Origin of the sequence: Avibacterium endocarditidis (assembly GCF_002921145.1) — a bacterium.
Lineage (GTDB): Bacteria > Pseudomonadota > Gammaproteobacteria > Enterobacterales > Pasteurellaceae > Avibacterium > Avibacterium endocarditidis.
This window is the reverse complement of the sequence record NZ_PQVI01000126.1, coordinates 1-18870: the sequence shown is the minus strand read 5'-3', so window position 1 is coordinate 18870 and position 18870 is coordinate 1. Positions and strand designations below refer to the sequence as shown.

Here is an 18870-nt window from a genome sequence, read left to right as displayed (position 1 = left end):
TCAATGATGATCAGGGCGAACCAAGGTGTTCGCCTTTGTTTTAATGGTTTTTTGCCGTAAATCCCCTAATGGCAAAGGGAAAACTGACGAGAAAAGTCATTTGCTGAAAATAAAGAGCGGTGCGTTTTTACGCATTTTTATCACTGATTGAATTGAGAATGAGCTTGATGATTTTTCTGCATAACACAATGACATTGCTACGCATTTTCTCTAAAATACACAATAAATTAACCAACGAATATGACAATGATCCCAGAACTTGCTTTTCTTGCTTTACTTTTTGCTCTTGTTTCCGCATTGCTGTTGGCAATTGTGCCGCATATTGGGATTAAACAAGGCAATCCGCACCTGATTACCTCGGCGTGGAATTTGAGTTATCTGTTTGGGATTTTTACCACCCTTTCCTTGCTTGGGCTGGCTTATTGCTTTGCGACTGATGATTTTTCTGTGCAATATGTGGCAGCGCATTCCAATTCTGCCTTACCGCAATTTTTCAAAATTGCCGCTACTTGGGGCGGACACGAAGGCTCAATGCTGTTTTGGCTATTTTCGTTGGGATTATGGACAATGGCCTTTGCCTTTTTTAGCCGTAAAATCGACCCTATTATTGCTAGCCGAACCCTGTCTATTTTAGGCTTGCTGTGTTTTGGCTTTGCGCTGTTTATCGTATTTTTCTCCAATCCTTTTGAGCGTTTATTTCCTAGCCCTTTAGAAGGGCGTGATCTTAACCCGATGCTGCAAGATGTAGGATTAATTTTTCACCCTCCGTTGCTTTATTTTGGCTATGTAGGCTTTGCGGTGAATTTTGCTCTCACCCTTGCTACTTTGTTAAGCGGACATTTTGATGCCGCGCTGGCTCGCTGGACACGCCCTTGGGTGCTGGTTTCTTGGTTCTTTTTAACCTTAGGCATAATGCTCGGCGCGTGGTGGGCATATTACGAGCTTGGTTGGGGTGGCTGGTGGTTCTGGGACCCAGTTGAAAACGCCTCATTAATGCCGTGGTTACTTGGGCTGGGGCTATTACATAGTTTATCCGTGAGCGAACAACGTGGCGTTTTTCATTATTGGACGATTTTATTTTCTCTGTTTGCCTTTGCATTCAGTTTATTAGGTACGTTTATTGTGCGTTCGGGCGTGCTGACTTCTGTACACGCTTTTGCTATGGACGGCGAGCGAGGAATGGCGTTGTTAATGCTCTTTTCTTGCTCACCACTTCTCGCTCACCTTATTTGCGTTGAAAGTGAATGTACGCTCAAATGAAAATAGTGCGGTGCATTTTTCCTTTTTTCTAAAGAAAGCCTAATGCTCATTGCCAATATTTTGGTGGCGGTCGCCACGGCAAGCGTATTTTTAGGCACATTTTATCCAATGCTATTTAGCACAATGGGCTGGGGTTCGATTTCTGTCGGCGCACCTTACTTTAACACCATTTTCTTGCCCCTTATTGTGCTGGCATTGCTGGCGATGATTTTTGTCGTCAGTGCATTTTGGAAAAAAAAAAAATCCACCGCACTTTGTTGCGCCGCAATGTCTTATTGCTAATTCCTGCCTGTGGGCTTGCTTATGCAATGATCGCATTCACCATTCAAAATGATGAAACCTTACATTTTCAGGCCTTGCCCTTTGCGTTAATTAGCTTGGCGTTTTGGTTGCTTGGCGTTACCCTTTGGGGCGCGTGGCGATCCCTTTCCTTAAAGCGTTGGGCAATGGTGATTGCCCATTGTGGGCTAGCACTCACGGTGATTGGCGCGACAATGTCGAGCTATTTTGCCAGTGAAATTGGCGTGCGCTTATCGCCTAACCAAAGCCAAATGCTCAACGGCTATGCGTTTCACTACCTTGGTTTTCGTAATGAACTCGGGCCGAATTACACCAGTGAAGTGGCGCAATTTGAGATAACAAAAAACGGCGAAAAAATCACCGCACTTTGTCCTGAACGCCGTTATTACGAAGTGCGCACGATGAATATGTCGGAATGGGGCTATATTGGAACTTGCTTGGCGATATTTATATTGTGATGGGTGATAAACTTGGCGCGGGCGAATTTTCGTTCCGTCTGCATTACAAGCCTTTTGTTCGTTGGCTGTGGATTGGTGCAACCTTAATGGCGTTTGGTGCATTATTGAGCGCCTTTGCCTTACGCACAAGGAGAGCGAAAGATGAATAGAAAAATCATTGTGTTTTTACCCTTATTCTTGATCATTGCAGTCTGTGGTCTTTTGTTGCTAGGGCTGCATAATGATCCGAAAAAAATTGCCTCCGCGTTAATTGGTAAGCCCGTGCCTGAATTTTATCAAAGTGATCTGCTTGAGCCTGAAATCAATGTAAGCAACGCATCTTTGCCAAAAGAAATTTATCTCATTAATGTATGGGGCAGCTGGTGTGCCTATTGCAAGCAAGAACACGCCTTTTTGATGCGCTTGCAACAACAGGGTGTGCCGATTGTGGGGCTAAATTATCGAGATAAACGGCAAAATGCCTTGCTAATGTTGCAGGAAATGGGCAATCCTTTTCATCAGGTGATTGATGATAGCAAAGGCTTATTCGCGATGAAATTGGGTGTGGACGGCGCGCCAGAAACCTATTTGGTTGATGCCAACGGCATTATTCGTTATCGCTATTCAGGACCGTTGGATCAGCAAATTTGGCAACAAGAATTTCTGCCCTTATGGCAAAAATTAGCAAAAAATAACACCGCACTTAGCGCTGCAAGAAACAGCTAAGCAAGAAACGGCTAAACAGGAAGGAAAAGAATGAAAAAGTGGTGGTTAGTCGTCATAACATTTTTCGCAATCAGCCAACTGGCTCAGGCAGAAATGGTGGATACCTTTGAATTTAGCAACCCTGCCGAGCGTACCCGAGCTGTAGCCTTGGCAAAATCCCTGCGTTGCCCACAATGCCAAAATCAAAACTTGGTGGAATCCAATTCGCCCATTGCTTATGATCTGCGTATTGAAGTATATAAAATGGTGGAAGCCGGCAGCAGCAATGAGCAAATTATTGACGTGATGACGAGCCGCTTCGGTGATTTTGTGCGTTATAATCCGCCAGTGAAATCCACCACTCTGTTATTGTGGGGCTTGCCTTTCTTCTTGCTATTGCTTGGGGCGCTAGCAATGTGGCGAATGTTGCGCATGAAGCAAAAGCCGCAAAATTCAGCGCTCAGCGCAGAGCAGCAACAAGCATTAAACAGTTTATTAGCCAAAACGGATAAATCAGAATGACTTTTTTTCATCGGCGTAACCCTTTTACTCTTGATTAGCCTTGGGCTTTGGCTGCCTTTTGGGCGCGGAATCAATTGGCAGAAAAATTATCGCCAACAGCAAAATATCGCCCTTTATCAGCAACAAACGAAAGGTCAGCTTGATCCAGAATTGGCGCAGGAATTTGCCCAACGTTTACTTGATGATGAAAAAAAACAGCTTGAAAAACAACAACCGCACCACTTTGTGATGGCTTCAACATTGAAAAGCCGCCCTTATTTTGTGGTATTGAACCTATTATTGATTGCGTTGCCTATGGGATATTATTTTTCCCTTGATCGCTTTTCTGCTGAACAGCAATATCAGCAGCAACTTCAAACGAAGCAATTGCTTACAACGCAGTCTACCGATCCCTTCGTTGAATCATTTAATGGGCAAAGTGGGGGACAAAAAAATGAAACTTATGCGGAAAAAATTGAGCAACGTTTACGTCAAAATCCCAACAACAGTGAGGCTTGGATCGAGTTAGGGCAGGCTTATATGCAAAATAATGAGTTTGATGATGCCTTGGTCGCTTATTCTTATGCCGATCGCCTAACAGGCGGAAAACCCGCAATTTTAGGCTTGGCGGCAAATGCGTTGTATCAAAAAGCAGGGCAAAAAATCACCCCACAGGTGCAAGCTATGCTTGCTCAAGCGCTCTCGCAAGATCCGAAAGAAGCATCGAGTTTATCGCTGTTAGCTGGGGAGGCCTTTGTGCAAACGGATTATCCCAAAGCCATTGCCCTTTGGCAAAAGGTGCTAGATTCGGATAAATCTGGGATCGATCGGCGCACTATTATTCAAAGTATGCAAATGGCAGAGATGCTACAAAACGCCAAAAAAGGAGCCGCGCAATGACACCTTATTTTTCTGATACGCTGATTATTGGTGCAGGGGCAGCAGGGCTGTTTTGTGCAAGTCAGCTTGGCAAGCAAGGTAAACAGGTAACGGTTTTAGATAGCGGTAAAAAAGCAGGGCGGAAGATTTTGATGTCGGGCGGTGGATTTTGTAATTTCACTAATTTAGAGGTTACGCCACAGCATTATCTTTCGCACAATCCTCATTTTGTGAAATCTGCTTTAGCGCGTTTTACCCAGTGGGATTTTATCGCCTTAGTGGCGGAATATGGCATTGCCTATCACGAAAAAGAACTCGGGCAATTGTTTTGTGATGAAAGTGCGCAACAGATTGTGGATTTATTGCTCGCGGAATGTGAGAAACATCAGGTTAATATTCAGTTACGCCAGCACATAGAACAAGTTTCCGCCTTGGAAAACGGTGGCTTTGCCGTGCAAGCGAACGGACAAACTTGGCATTGTCATCAGCTTGTGGTGGCAACGGGTGGGCTTTCAATGCCCGCTTTAGGTGCTTCCCCTTTGGGCTATCAAATTGCTGAACAGTTTGGCTTGGCCGTGATCCCACCGCGTGCGTCCCTTGTGCCATTCCGTTGGCGAGAAACAGAGCAATTTTACACCGCACTTTGCTGGTGTTTCTTTGCCTGTGTGTGTGTGTGCTGAAAATGGGCAGTCTTTCTTCAATCAGTTATTGTTTACCCACCGAGGTATTTCTGGGCCAGCGATCTTACAAATTTCTAACTATTGGCAGCCGAATGAATGGGTGGAAGTGGATTTATTACCAAATCAATCCATTGGCAATTATTTGCAAGAATTACGCCAAACTTCGCCGAAATTGCAGTTAAAAACCGCATTATCACGCGTTTTGCCAACGAAATTAGTGGAGCTTTGGCAACAGCGTGAGATGATCCCAACAGAAACCTTAGCGAATTTAAGCAAAGTGCGGTTGGAAAATTTAGAAAATTTCATTCATCATTGGAAAATTTTCCCTAATGGCACGGAGGGTTATCGAACCGCAGAAGTCACAATGGGCGGTGTGGATACGCACGAAATTTCGTCAAAAACAATGGAAAGTAGCAAAGTCAAAGGGCTGTATTTTATTGGCGAAGTGCTAGATGTAGCAGGCTGGCTCGGTGGTTATAACTTCCAATGGGCGTGGAGTTCCGCTTATGCCTGCGCAAGCCATATTGCCAGTTTATAGGCTAATTTCGCACTTTTATTGCCCGCAAAAAGAAATTTGCTCCGCGCTAAAATCTCGTTAAAATGGCAGGCTAATTTCCCTTTTTCATCTCATCAATAGCAAAATAACAAGGATTTTTTATGTCAGAACCGCGTTTCGTGCATTTGCGTGTGCATAGCGATTTTTCAATGATTAATGGTATTGCGAAAGTAAAACCGTTGGTCAAAGCCTGCGTGGAAAACGAAATGGTGGCAATGGCATTGACGGATTTCACCAACTTCTGCGGTTTAGTGCGGTTTTATGGCGAAGCTCTTGGAGCAGGGGTGAAGCCCATTGTTGGGGCTGATGTGCTGGTGAAAAGTGATTTGCTCGGTGATGAACATTTTGAACTCACCTTGCTTGCGAAAAATAACACAGGCTATCACAACATCACCTTATTATTATCCAAGGCTTATGAACGAGGTTACACGGATTTACCTTATATAGATCAGCAATGGCTGGTGGAACACCGCGAAGGCTTGATTATTCTTTCTGGTGGGCGCAATGGCGATGTGGGGAAAAAATTATTGAAAAATAATCCTGCGGATGTAGAAAGTGCGGTGCGTTTTTATCAAGAATTTTTTCCTGATCATTTTTATTTGAGTCTTTGTCGCACTGGTCGCCCTGAAGAAGAACGCTATATTCAAGCGGCCTTAAAATTGGCAGAAAAACATCATATTCCCCTTGTGGCAACCAATGATGTGTGTTTTTTGTCTTCCGAAGATTTTGAGGCGCACGAGATCCGCGTTGCGATTCACGACAGCTACACGTTAGATGATCCAAAACGTCCGAAATTATATAGCGATCAGCAGTATTTCCGCACTGAACAGGAAATGTGCGAATTATTTGCGGATATTCCCACCGCACTGGCGAATACCGTGCAAATCGCCAAACGTTGTAATGTAACGATTCGTTTGGGCGAATATTTCTTACCAAAATTTCCCACCGGGGATCTCAGCACGGAAGATTATTTGGTGCAAAAATCCCGTGAGGGCTTGGAAGAGCGCTTAGCTTTTTTATTCCCCGATGAAAAAGAGCGGGCGGAAAAACGCAAGGAATATGATGAGCGCTTGCAAGTCGAGCTAGATGTGATTAACCAAATGGGTTTCCCCGGTTACTTCTTAATCGTAATGGAGTTTATCCAGTGGTCGAAAGATAATGATATTCCTGTTGGGCCGGGGCGTGGTTCTGGGGCGGGATCGCTGGTGGCTTATGCGTTGAAAATCACCGATCTTGATCCCCTTGAGTTTGATTTACTTTTCGAGCGTTTCTTAAATCCAGAACGGGTATCAATGCCCGATTTTGACGTGGATTTCTGTATGGACGGGCGAGATCGCGTGATTGAACACGTTGCGGAAACCTACGGACGTGGTGCGGTGTCGCAGATTATCACCTTTGGTACGATGGCGGCTAAGGCGGTAATCCGAGATGTGGGGCGTGTGCTTGGACACCCTTATAGCTTTGTGGATCGCATTTCCAAATTAGTGCCGCCCGATCCGGGAATGACCTTAGCCAAAGCTTTTGAGGCTGAACCTCGCTTGCCTGAAATTTATGAAAGCGATGAAGAAGTTAAAGCCTTAATTGATATGGCGCGCAAGCTTGAAGGGGTAACCCGTAACGCAGGGAAACACGCAGGGGGCGTGGTGATTTCCCCTGGATTGATTACCGATTTTTCACCGCTCTATTGTGATAGTGAGGGCAAACACCCTGTTACCCATTTTGATAAAAATGATGTGGAATATGCAGGGCTAGTGAAGTTTGACTTCTTGGGATTGCGTACCCTAACCATCATCAAATGGGCATTGGATATGATTAACACGCGCCTTGCTAAAGAGGGCAAGCCGTTAGTGGATATTAATCGTATTCCCCTTGATGATCCGCAATCTTTCCAAGTGTTACTCAATGCTGAAACCACCGCCGTGTTCCAGTTGGAATCGCGAGGAATGAAAGATCTGATTAAACGCCTAAAACCTGACTGTTTTGAGGACATCATCGCATTGGTTGCCTTGTTCCGCCCAGGCCCGTTGCAATCGGGAATGGTGGATAACTTTATTCGCCGTAAACACGGGGAAGAAGAAATTTCCTACCCTGATGCGGAATATCAGCACATTTGGCTGAAACCAATTTTAGAGCCAACCTACGGCATTATTTTGTATCAAGAACAAGTAATGCAAATCGCCCAAGTACTGGCGGGTTATACCCTTGGTGGAGCGGATTTATTACGCCGTGCAATGGGGAAAAAGAAACCCGAAGAAATGGCAAAACAGCGTTCTGTATTTGAAGAAGGCGCGGTGAAAAACGGGGTGGACGGCAACTTGGCAATGAAAATTTTCGACCTCGTGGAAAAATTTGCTGGCTATGGGTTTAACAAATCTCACTCCGCTGCTTATGCCTTGGTTTCTTACCAAACGCTCTGGCTGAAAGCCCATTATCCTGCGGAGTTTATGGCTGCGGTAATGACATCGGAAATGGACAACACGGAAAAAATTGTTGGGCTTTATGATGAATGTTTGCGAATGGGGCTGAAAGTTACGCCACCAGATATTAATACGGGCAAACATCATTTCAGCGTGAACGATAATGGCGAAATTGTCTATGGCATTGGCGCAATTAAAGGGGTAGGTGAAGGCCCGATTGAAGCCTTGATTTCTGCGCGTGAGCAAGGAGGTATTTTTAAAGATTTATTCGATCTTTGCGCCAGAGTGGATTTAAAGAAAATTAACCGCCGCACTTTTGAAAGTCTGATAATGTCAGGGGCATTTGATAAGCTCGGGCCTCACCGTGCGGCATTGGCGAAAAATCTGGAAGATGCACTTAAAGCCTCCGATCAATATGCTAAAAATGAAGCCATCGGGCAGGCGGATATGTTTGGTGTTCTTACTGAAACCCCTGAAGAAGTGGAAAAAGCCTATGCCAATACACCAAAGTGGACTGAAAAGCAAATACTTGATGGTGAGCGGGAAACGCTTGGGCTTTATTTAAGTAGCCACCCGATTAGCCCTTATTTAAAAGAAATCGCCCATTACAGCTCAACAAGGTTAAAAGATCTTGTGCCAAATTATCGAGGGCAGATCAGCACTACTTGTGGGCTGGTAGTGAACTCTCGTGTTGCGATTACTAAAAAAGGAAATAGGCTTGGTATTGCTACCCTTGATGATCGTTCAGGTCGATTAGATTTAACCTTATTTGGTGAAGCCCTTGATCGTTTTGGCGAAAAATTACAAAAAGATACGATAGTGATTGTGTCGGGGCAGGTGAGTTTTGACGATTTTACTCAGGGGTTAAAAATGTCAGTGCGTGAATTAATGACCCTTGATGAAGCTCGCAGTCGTTATGCTAAAAGCCTTGCATTGAGCTTAAATCAAGAGCAAATTAATGCGCAATTTATTAAAAAATTCAAAGAGATACTCACCCCTTATTGTGGTGGTGCATTGCCGATTAACGTGTATTATCAAAGCCCACAGGGCAGAGCGTTGGTGAAATTAGGCGTGCAATGGTCAATTAATCCTAGCGATGAGGTTATTTCTGAACTTTCGCAGATGCTGGGGCAAAATGCGGTGGAATTAGAGTTTAGCTAGGTACTCTTTTTTGCTCAGGACAGACATAATACGGCGCATAACGCCGTATTATGTGAAAGCCAGAAAGTAATTAAGTACAAACAATTTTAATCGCCAAACCGCCTTGCGAGGTTTCGCGGTATTTGGCATTCATATCTTTGCCCGTTTCGTACATTGTTTCGATAACTTTATCTAAGCTCACGCGTGGGTTAGAGGTGCGTTGCAATGCCATTCGGCTAGCGTTAATCGCTTTGACGGAAGCAATGGCGTTGCGTTCAATGCAAGGCACTTGTACTTGGCCGCCCACAGGATCGCAAGTCAGCCCCAGATTATGTTCCATCGCAATTTCAGCGGCCATACAAACTTGCTCAGGGCTACCGCCCAAAATTTCTGTTAAGCCAGCAGCTGCCATTGAGCAAGCCACTCCCACTTCGCCTTGACAGCCTACTTCTGCCCCAGAAATGGACGCATTCATTTTGTAAAGTGAGCCGATCATTCCGCAAGCAAGCAAATAGCGTTCTACAATTTCATCGGTAATTGGCGAAATGAATTTTTCATAATAAGACAGCACCGCAGGCACAATACCACAAGCACCGTTGGTTGGCGCGGTAACCACACGCCCGCCTGCTGCATTTTCTTCATTGACCGCAAGCGCATACATATTGACCCAATCGATCACTTTCATTGGATCGTTGGAAAGCCCATTGTTGGCTTGTAGTAAACGATGTAAAGTCGCCGCACGGCGAACCACTTTGAGTGGGCCGGGTAGTAACCCTTCCGTAGCCAAGCCGTGTTCGATACATTCTTTCATCGTTTGCCAAATGCGTTTTAGGTGCGTTTGCGTGGCTTCTTTTCCGTGTAAGGCAATTTCATTTTGTAGCATCACGCTCGATAAGGCTAAGCCATTTTCTTTGCAATGATGCAAAATATCTGCCGCACTTTGATAAGGGAAAGGCACGTTGATGTCGGATTCTTCCTGCTGATTGAAATGGGCTTCATCAACAATAAATCCACCGCCGATAGAATAATAGGTTTGCTGATAAAGCAAGTTGTCATTTTCATAGGCGGACAGTGTCATTCCGTTTTCGTGTAAAGACAGAAAGGTTTGATGAAAGATCATATCGCTTTCATAATCAAATTTCGCCACTCGCTGCCCTTGCGCTAATGGCAAAAGTGCGGTGCTTTTTACATCAGAAATAAATTTAGGGATTAAATCAATATCCACATCGTGCGGTAAATAGCCCGCTAAGCCCATAATAATGGCAATATCGGTATTATGCCCACGCCCTGTCATTGAAAGTGAGCCATAAACATCGACCTTAACTTGGGTTACTTTGGCGAGTAAATTTTTCGCCACTAAATCATCGACAAATTGCTTACCCGCTTTCATTGGCCCAACGGTATGAGAGCTAGAAGGCCCAATGCCGATTTTAAACATATCAAAAACACTAATCATCGTTTTCTCGAAGTTTTCTGGCAGGGCATTTCGCCCTGCTTAAGGTGATTATTATAAAAGGTGCGTATTCTATCTTAATTAATAAAATAATCCATACACCACTGCTGAGATTGCAATCATTCCCATAACGGTAACGAAAACATTGCTAGCATAGCCTTGATAACGCGCCATCGCAGGCACTTTACGAATGGCATACATTGGCATTAAAAACAGAATTGCGGCGATAATTGGCCCGCCAATGGATTCAATTAAACCAAGAATACTTGGATTGATAATTGCCACCGCCCATAAGGTCAATAAAAAGGTCAATAAAAAGAAAAGTGCGGTGAAAAAATTCAATTTTTTTCGATTCGTAATGTCTTGTTTGCCCGAAAATTTTAAATACAGCCCCTGAATGCCTTCTCGTGCGCCTAAATAATGGCCAAAGAAAGAGCTGGTAATAGCAAGAAACGCCACTAAAGGCCCAAAGTAGGAAATATAAGGGTTATCAAATTTATTGGCTAAAAAGGAAAGGATACTGATATTTTGCGTTTTGGCTTGCACTAAATCTTCTGGGGTAAGGGTTAGCACGCAGCTAAATACGAAAAACATCACGAAAAATAACAGTAAGGTTGAGGTGTTTTTCAATGCTTGGCTTGCGTGGCATTCGGTCAGCTCTGGCAATTTATATTCCCGTTGTTGTGATTGCGAAAAGCAAGAAATCGCAGGGGAATGATTAAAAGAAAACACTAACACCGGAATGGTGATCCACAGCGTGCTAATAAAACTGGTGGCATCAGGCATTTGGTGAAGCATTGCGGTGTTCCATTGTGGAATTAAATAAATGGAAAGAGAAAATAAAATAAAAACAAGGGGATAGACCAAAAACTCAGTCATTTTGAGCATTATTTTTTCGCTCATCAGCATCACCGAAATCAGGCTTGCAATCAAAATGAAAGAAAGCAAAATGCGGTTCGGTGCGCCTAGCCCTAACTGATTGATAATAAAGGATTCCACCGTATTGGTGATGCCATTACCATAAATTAACAAAATAGGAAAAATCGCAAAAAAGTAGAGCAGCGTGATAATTTTCCCTGCGCCTTGCCCAAAATGTTCTTCCACTACTTCTGTAATATCGCTGCCGGGTTTGGAAGATGACAGCACAAAGCGAGATAATGCACGGTGTGAGAAATAAGTCATCGGCCCAACCAACAGCATAATGGCGATTAACGGCCAAAATCCGCCCATTCCAGCATTTATGGGCAAAAACAGCACGCCAGCTCCCACCGCAGTACCGAATAAATTTAACGTCCAAAGTAAATCGAATTTGTTTGTTATTGTTGTTTTAAACATTGTTTAACTCCGTAATATAAACTTGGATTAGTGTATGCGAATACTCTAATCTTACCGCCGCAGATGATATAGCGGTTGCGAATACGAAACAGGACAAAATATGGAATTTGTGAGAATGATCGACTTTTGTTGGAGTAATTGACTATAAAATAGCGAAGTGTTTACTTATTTTTAACATTTTGCTTTTTTAGACTTTCGATTTCGCGATATTTTGCTTCGACAAGCAACAAAGTTGAGTCTTTTTTCTTTATTAAGAATGGGTTATCAAAAATTGTAAATGTTTCGTTTTATTGAATGATCTGAGTGAGGGCAGCGCAAGATTGTTAATAATTGGATAAAAAGCACTTTTAATGGCAATAAAAGTGCTTACAACGAGAGAATAATTAAGCGGCTTTCGCATTACCTAATGTGCCATCATCAATAGCTTCTTTCGGCGTGCCAAGTACTTCGTAAACTTTATCGCCATCTTTGAAAAATCAAAACCGCCGTATTCCATTTTTGTCCAGATTTCATCTTTAGTGAGTGGAAAGGTGGTAATAATGGTTACTTTATCTTTTTCTGTGGTATGTTGGCGGAAGTCGATCACGCCGTCATCATCAATGCGTTGCGCTGTACCAAAAGGGGCTTTGCGCGTGATGTAATGCAAATTGGTGGAGCAGTGAGCGATCATCCATTCCCCGTTAGAGAGAATAAAATTAAACGTGCCGCCTTGTGCTAATTCTTTAGTAATTTCTTGAATGACTTGGAAAATTTGTTCTTCTGTGGGCTTTTTACGAAAGCGATTTTTTAACTGTTCAGCCATATAGCAAAAAGCGGCTTCTGAGTCGGTGGAGCCAATGGGTTGGCAGAAACTTTCCGACATATCAGGGAAGCTCGTCAGATTGCCGTTGTGCGCAAATACCCAGTTTTCGCCCCAAATTTCACGAATAAATGGGTGTGTGTTTTCAATGGTTACCTCGCCTTGTGTGGCTTTGCGAATGTGAGCAATCACGTTGAAAGATTTAATGTGATATTGTTTGACACAATCTGCAATGGGGGAACTATGCCCGGCTTGGTTATCGCGAAAAATACGCACGCCTTTACCCTCAAAAAAGGCAATGCCGAAACCGTCAGAATGGCTATCGGTAAGCCCCGCGCGGCGGCGAAATCCTTCAAAAGAGAACACAATATCGGTGGGCGTATTGCAATTCATTCCTAATAGCTGACACATAACGAAACCTTAACTGATTTTAACTTCCTAAATCTTGTTTGATTTAACAAAAAAATTCACAAAAATTCAACCGCACTTTTAGATTAAAGGCGCATATCACATAACTTGGCGTTATTTCCTTTATTGCACCACCATTAAGCCTAAGCAACCTTTGTCTGCTGCCATCAGATCTGCCGCGCCAAAGGTGAAAGGGTGGCCGTTAGAAGACGGCTGTTGAAAGCGAATTAAAATCTGCACTTTGCCCTCAATCCAGAGGCTGTCTTTCCACGCAAGATCGCTTTCTGCCACAGGTTTATCATTAATGCTTTCAATGATAAATTTTGCCCCCTGAATTTTAAATCCTGCAGGCTCGTTGCTCGTGATTGTCCAGCGTTCCGTGCTGTTTAATTCGGCATTTACATCAATGCGTCTAGGATCGAAACGTTGTTGATTGAGCATTCCATTATTCGCATCTAGTTGGAATTGACGCTCACGGCGAATTTCCGCCTTTAATGCTTGCGGTGCATCGGTGTTAAATTGCATTGTGTTGTTTTGCGCAAAGGCACTGCTTAAGCCTTGTAGGCGTAGCTCAAGCACTGTGTTGTCGAGCAGCTCTTCATCGCTGGCGAAAAAGCCCGTGAGTTTACTGAAGAAATTTCGTTTTTTCCCCACAATTAAGGTGGCGTTTTCCCCCTCATTGAGATTAACAAGAATTTCAGCGCGTTCGCTCGGTGCAAGAAAAAGCACCTTTGTGGTTTTCGCTTGCGGTAAAAAGCCTTGATCAAGCGCGATGAGTTGGAAATCGCGCTCGTCATCAAAGCGTAATTCATAGCGGCGCGAAAGGGAAGCGTTCAGCAAACGTAAACGCACAACGCCGCGCGGCACCTCTAAATAAGGCGCTTCTTGCCCATTGACAAATAAACGATTGCCAAAAAAGTGCGGTCGATTTTGTTGGAATAATTGCACCCCTTCATCATTTAATTGCATATCTTGCAAAATCAAAGGAATATCGTTTACGCCATATTTTTGTGGCAAGCTTGATTTACGGCTTTCGTTATCTTCAATAATGCACAGCCCGAGCAAGCCGCGGTAGGTTTGATAAGCAGAATGCCCTAAGGTGCAAGCGGAATACCAGCAAGTGCAAGCAGGCTGAGTGATCGGCAGAATAGGCGACCAGCCTTGTCCTTGTTTGAAAGGGTGAGATACGCCACCCAGTGATTCAGCGCTCACTTGCAGTCCTTGAATGGCTAGCGCCACCATTTGCGACAAGCTATTGCGATAGTTCAGCTTGGCAAAATCCCCTTGGCGCATTTTTAATGTTGGGCCTAAATAATTACCATTAAATCCCCACACTTCGCTGGATTTTCCCCGCTCTAATTGAGTTTGCGCGCTGTTCATTTCTAAAAAAACAGGCTTACCACGGCGAGTTTCCATAAGTGGGGGAACGCGTAAAGGCTGGCGATCAGCCGCCCATAATGGCGCAGGAATGGCTGAAAAAGCCCCTGCAGTGAGGGCAGTTTTAAAAAATTGACGGCGAGAAAAATGATTCATTTTATTTTGTTGCGTCTTGTTGAGCTTGGCTGGCGGCAATTTCCGCATCAAGTTCGTTGATTCGTTGTTGCATTAAAGAATGGCAATAGCTCGCCAATTCACGCACATTGTCTTTGGTGTAAGCCGAAGTATCCACAGGTGGCAGCATTTCACAGATCACCTTGCCATTATCCCAACGGTTAAGATCGATTTTATTTTGCGTGGTGGAACAAACCACAGGTACAATCGGCACACCAGCGGCAATAGCGGCGTGAAACGCACCGGTTTTAAATGGCAACAAACCACGTCCACGGCTACGCGTGCCTTCAGGGAACATCCAAATAGAAAGCTTATCACGGTTAATGCGTTCAGCCAGTTGAGTCATTGTGCTATGTGCTTTGGAACGGTTATCACGATCTAAAAAAATGTTACCCGATGCCCAATATAAAATGCCAAAGAACGGGATCCAAATCAGGCTTTTTTTCCCGACACTCACGGTGCGCGGCATCACCATATAAGAAATGGTAACCATATCGTAGTTATTTTGGTGATTACCAATGTAAATGCACGGCCCGATATTTTCCGCATTGGCGGGGAAACGATGTTCCACTTGCAAACCGAAAAGGGGATACAAACGCCCGAACCAACGTGCCACATCGCCCACGTTACTTGGATTTCTGAAACGAATGAGAGAATAAATCGTGCCGAGTAAACAAATTAAAATACAGCACAGCATAACCACAATAATGCGAAGAAGTTTTAGCATAAACACATACCCTGAAAAAAATTTGCACAAGTATAGCGAAAATCCGCAAATATTTGTATCAATCCGCTAAAAAAATGCTAGGCTATCAAGCAATTTCCTTCTTCTCAAAGATATTCAACAATGGCAAAGACCTATTTTATTGCAGATTTACATTTAAGCGAAAATCGCCCAGATTTAACCGCACTTTTTGTGGATTTTATGCAAAATCAAGCCAAAGATGCGGAAAGTTTGTATATTTTAGGCGATCTTTTTGATTTTTGGATTGGTGATGATGAGCATTCCCCTTTGATCGATTTGGTGAAACAGCAAATTCGCCACTTAACGGAAAAAGGCGTGAAATGCTATTTTATGCACGGCAATCGCGATTTTCTTATCGGCAAAAAATTTGCCCAATCTTGCGGTTTAACGCTGCTGCCAACTTATCAAGTGATTGATTTATACGGCACGCCTACCTTGCTTTGCCACGGCGACACCCTTTGCATTGATGATGTGGCTTATCAACGTTATCGTAAAAAAGTGCATCAAAAATGGCGCCAATGGCTTTTTTTACATTTGCCTTTAAAAGTGCGGTTAAAAATTGCCGAAAAAATTCGCGCTAAAAGCAAACAGGATAAGCAATATAAATCCAATCAAATTATGGACGTGAATGCGGATTTCGTGCGGCAAATAATGCAAAAATTTAACGTACCACAGCTGATCCACGGACATACGCATCGGCAAAACTTGCATAAAATCCCACCGCACTTAACGAATTGTATTGGGCGATTGGGGCGAAACCTCTTCTGTGCTAGAAGTCTCGCCGCAGGGAATGCGATTTATTAATCACTCGTTACAGAAATCAGTGAGTGATGATTTGGAATCACCACCGCTGGATCATCAGGTGCGGTGATTTTTTCATTTTTTCTTGCAAATCGTAATCTGGCTGTGGCGTATCATCGAAAAGATCCGCATTGGGGTCAATGTTAGCGTTACGAATGCCAATCCAATTCGCCAAGCCTTCTGTGAAATTCAAGCCTGATTTTGATACCTTTTTCTCGTGACGCTGCTGATCATCACTGGAAATTTTAAACAACGGAATATCGTAATGGCGTTTACTTTTTCCGCTGCTATTGTGAATAGCGATATAGTTATCGCTAATTTGATGAGCTAAGCCGTGATCAGAAAAATAAATCATCGAAAAAGTGCGGTGGTTTTCTGATTTTTGACCAGAGCCTGATAAATTTTACTCAGCACTTCATCGGTTTTTTTGATCGAACTGATGTAGCAATTCACGTCCTGATATTTTTTAGCAATTTGATTTTCATCGAAAATTTTCTTGTAATCGGTAACGCGTTCGCAAACCAACGGGTGCGAGCCATATAAATGCACCACAATAAAACGCTTGCCTGTGGCTGGGGCTTGAATCAGTTGATCAAATCGGTTTAATAAGTTGAAATCGCTCACATCATTACTAATGGAATCGCCCGCGCGTAAAAAGATTTTTTCATCGCTTTTATTGGCAATGGCAGAAATTGGCGTGTCGTATTGCCCTAAATAACCCTGATTGGAAAGCCAATAGGTTTTGATTCCTGCGGATTTAATTAAGTCAATGAAATTTAAGCGATAATTCCCTTCCCAAGTTTGCTTGTTAGGCTTGGTAAGCATTAATTTAAGCGAAGCGATGGTGTTTGTGCCGCCTGCGGTTAGGCCGTCAATTAACGTGCCTTTAGCCGTGGAAAGAAAAGGCGTGTTGGCAACAGGGTAGCCGTAAGCGTGGTGATAATCTTTTCTCGCGCTTTCGCCGATAACTAAAATGTAATCATCATAATGGGAACGGCTATCCAGTTGGCTTTCGCCCCATTCACTCGGCACATCAAAGCGGTTGAGTAAGCGTAATTCTTCGATCACTTTTTCCCCTGCTAAATAGCTTTCTTGCAGCGGTTGAAAGGGAATATTGCCCCAAAGTGCATTAACAAAAATGAGCGCCAATAGCCCCTTATTTTTATAAAAAGCCAAGTGGAATTTTTGACTTAACCTGCGATAAAGCAGCGCACCGCCAAGAATTACAGGGGGATAACCATAATCAAGCAGGGGGATTTGAGCGAAAAATTCTTTGCCTTCTTGTAAATCTGTGGCGAAAACAGAGGCGATATATTGATAAGACGGCGCGCCAAAATTTACCCCAATGGGCGCATAACACGCATAGATAAATAAAATAGGTAATGCAATGAAATAAAAGAGTTTTTTCGAGCTAGAAAAAATAATAATGAAAGACATAAAAAGGCTGATCTGCTGCCAACTAGGTTGCGCAAAATAGCCCGAACCCTGTAGTGCCAACAGGCTGATAATATAAAGTAGCGCAAAACACACCGCACTTACTAGCAATGATGAAAGATGAAATGTTCCTTTTTTGTTCTTTTCTGCCACAACATTGTTCCTTATTTTTTAGTTCGCTTCATTTTACTGAATTTTTTTCATTGGTTCTATGCGATTTTTGCTTTGAACTATTTTCACTGCAAAGATGTTGCTCTATAATATGCAGAATTTTGTACCCAACTTTTGTGAGGAAAAAATGAGCAAACCCGTATATAAAAGAATCCTGCTTAAATTAAGCGGTGAAGCTTTACAAGGTGATGAAGGTTTTGGAATTGATCCTTCAATTTTAGACAGAATGGCGCTCGAAATTAAAGAATTACTAGAAATGGGCGTAGAAGTCGGGGTTGTGTTAGGTGGCGGAAATTTATTCCGTGGCGCAAAACTGGCTAAGGCGGGAATGAACCGCGTGGTAGGCGATCATATGGGTATGCTTGCCACCGTAATGAACGGTTTGGCAATGCGTGATGCCTTACACCGCGCAGATGTAAATGCAAAATTAATGTCCGCTTTCCAGTTAAACGGTATTTGCGATACCTATAACTGGTCTGAAGCAATCAAAATGTTGCGTGAAGGGCGCGTGGTGATTTTCTCTGCGGGAACAGGTAGCCCATTCTTTACCACCGATTCAGCAGCGTGCTTGCGTGGGATTGAAATTGAAGCTGATGTTGTGCTTAAAGCCACAAAAGTGGACGGTGTGTATGATTGCGATCCTGCTAAAAATCCAGATGCAGTATTGTATGAAAAACTCACTTATGCCGATGTGATTGACAAAGAATTGCAAGTAATGGACTTAGCCGCCTTTACTTTAGCACGCGATCACGGAATGCCAATTCGTGTGTTCAATATGAGCAAACCTGGTGCATTACGCAAAGTGGTTTTAGGTGAGCGTGAAGGCACGCTAATTTGTAACTAATTGATTAAACTTAAATAAAAGGAATATTTGTGATTAACGAAATTAAACAAGATGCGCAGTTGCGTATGGAAAAAAGCCTTGAAACATTCAAGCATCATATTGCCAAAGTAAGAACAGGGCGCGCGCAGCCAAGCTTACTGGACGGTATTCAAGTGGAATACTATGGCGCATTAACCCCATTGCGCCAATTAGCCAACGTAGTGGCTGAAGATGCGCGTACTTTGGCAGTAACCGTGTTTGATCGTAGCTTAATCGGTGCGGTGGAAAAAGCCATTTTAACCTCTGATTTAGGCTTAAACCCATCATCAGCTGGCACAACCATTCGTGTACCACTTCCACCATTAACAGAAGAGCGTCGTCGTGATCTTATCAAGATCGTGAAAGGCGAAGCCGAGCAAGGCAAAGTGGCAGTGCGTAATGTGCGCCGTGATGCGAACGATCAAATCAAAGCGTT

10 protein-coding genes and 5 pseudogenes are annotated in these 18870 nt (G+C 43.4%); 9 read left to right on the top strand and 6 right to left on the bottom strand.

What is annotated here, in order from left to right; all coding sequences use genetic code 11:
* Positions 1-246: 246 nt before the first annotated feature.
* The 6 genes and pseudogenes from nrfE to dnaE all read left to right on the top strand — a co-directional run bounded on the left by nrfE (position 247) and on the right by dnaE (position 8896).
* A pseudogene (nrfE, locus tag C3Z13_RS12725) lies at positions 247-2167 on the top strand (heme lyase NrfEFG subunit NrfE).
* The gene (locus tag C3Z13_RS09370; protein ID WP_103855744.1) at positions 2160-2723 is read left to right on the top strand and encodes a DsbE family thiol:disulfide interchange protein; all 564 of its coding nucleotides are present in this window, start codon (positions 2160-2162) and stop codon (positions 2721-2723) included. Before nrfE ends, C3Z13_RS09370 begins: the two are co-directional and overlap by 8 nt.
* Before the next feature lie 30 nt (positions 2724-2753).
* A complete protein-coding gene (gene nrfF / locus C3Z13_RS09365) occupies positions 2754-3224 on the top strand; it encodes a heme lyase NrfEFG subunit NrfF (RefSeq protein ID WP_103855743.1) in 471 nt (156 codons plus the stop codon).
* A gap of 30 nt (positions 3225-3254) precedes the next feature.
* Positions 3255-4103: a tetratricopeptide repeat protein gene (locus C3Z13_RS09360; RefSeq protein WP_245872619.1), complete on the top strand. Its 849-nt coding sequence runs from the start codon at positions 3255-3257 to the stop codon at positions 4101-4103.
* A pseudogene (locus C3Z13_RS09355) lies at positions 4100-5300 on the top strand (BaiN/RdsA family NAD(P)/FAD-dependent oxidoreductase). Before C3Z13_RS09360 ends, C3Z13_RS09355 begins: the two are co-directional and overlap by 4 nt.
* A 119-nt stretch (positions 5301-5419) precedes the next feature.
* On the top strand, positions 5420-8896 hold the full coding sequence (gene dnaE / locus C3Z13_RS09350) for a DNA polymerase III subunit alpha (protein WP_103855741.1): 3477 nt from the start codon (positions 5420-5422) through the stop codon (positions 8894-8896).
* A gap of 70 nt (positions 8897-8966) precedes the next feature.
* Here the strand turns inward: dnaE and C3Z13_RS09345 are convergent, their stop codons facing one another.
* The 5 genes and pseudogenes from C3Z13_RS09345 to C3Z13_RS09325 form a co-directional block, all read right to left on the bottom strand.
* Positions 8967-10331, bottom strand: a complete 1365-nt coding sequence (locus tag C3Z13_RS09345) for an L-serine ammonia-lyase (protein WP_103855740.1) — start codon at positions 10329-10331, stop codon at positions 8967-8969.
* Between the two features lie 78 nt (positions 10332-10409).
* Positions 10410-11663: a serine/threonine transporter gene (locus C3Z13_RS09340; RefSeq protein ID WP_103855739.1), complete on the bottom strand. Its 1254-nt coding sequence runs from the start codon at positions 11661-11663 to the stop codon at positions 10410-10412.
* Positions 11664-12046: 383 nt separating this feature from the next.
* Positions 12047-12873 (bottom strand): annotated as a pseudogene (locus C3Z13_RS09335) (class II glutamine amidotransferase).
* A 120-nt stretch (positions 12874-12993) separates the two neighbouring features.
* Positions 12994-14403 (bottom strand): multicopper oxidase domain-containing protein, encoded by a 1410-nt coding sequence (locus C3Z13_RS09330; RefSeq protein ID WP_103855738.1) that lies wholly within the window; start codon positions 14401-14403, stop codon positions 12994-12996.
* Position 14404: 1 nt separating this feature from the next.
* A complete protein-coding gene (locus tag C3Z13_RS09325) occupies positions 14405-15148 on the bottom strand; it encodes a 1-acylglycerol-3-phosphate O-acyltransferase (protein WP_103855737.1) in 744 nt (247 codons plus the stop codon).
* Between the two features lie 120 nt (positions 15149-15268).
* On the opposite strand from C3Z13_RS09325, the pseudogene lpxH reads away from it, so the two are divergent.
* Positions 15269-16037 (top strand): annotated as a pseudogene (gene lpxH, locus C3Z13_RS09320) (UDP-2,3-diacylglucosamine diphosphatase).
* Here the strand turns inward: lpxH and C3Z13_RS09315 are convergent.
* Positions 15967-17554: pseudogene (locus tag C3Z13_RS09315) on the bottom strand (phosphoethanolamine transferase). The pseudogenes lpxH and C3Z13_RS09315 sit on opposite strands and share 71 nt — an antisense overlap.
* A gap of 145 nt (positions 17555-17699) precedes the next feature.
* On the opposite strand from C3Z13_RS09315, the gene pyrH reads away from it, so the two are divergent.
* Together pyrH and frr are read left to right on the top strand one after the other, a co-directional pair.
* Entirely contained in the window at positions 17700-18416 is a 717-nt protein-coding gene (gene pyrH, locus C3Z13_RS09310; RefSeq protein ID WP_103855736.1) for a UMP kinase, read from the top strand.
* Positions 18417-18445: 29 nt separating this feature from the next.
* A partial coding sequence (gene frr / locus C3Z13_RS09305; RefSeq protein ID WP_103855735.1) for a ribosome recycling factor occupies positions 18446-18870 on the top strand: 425 nt, incomplete at its 3' end.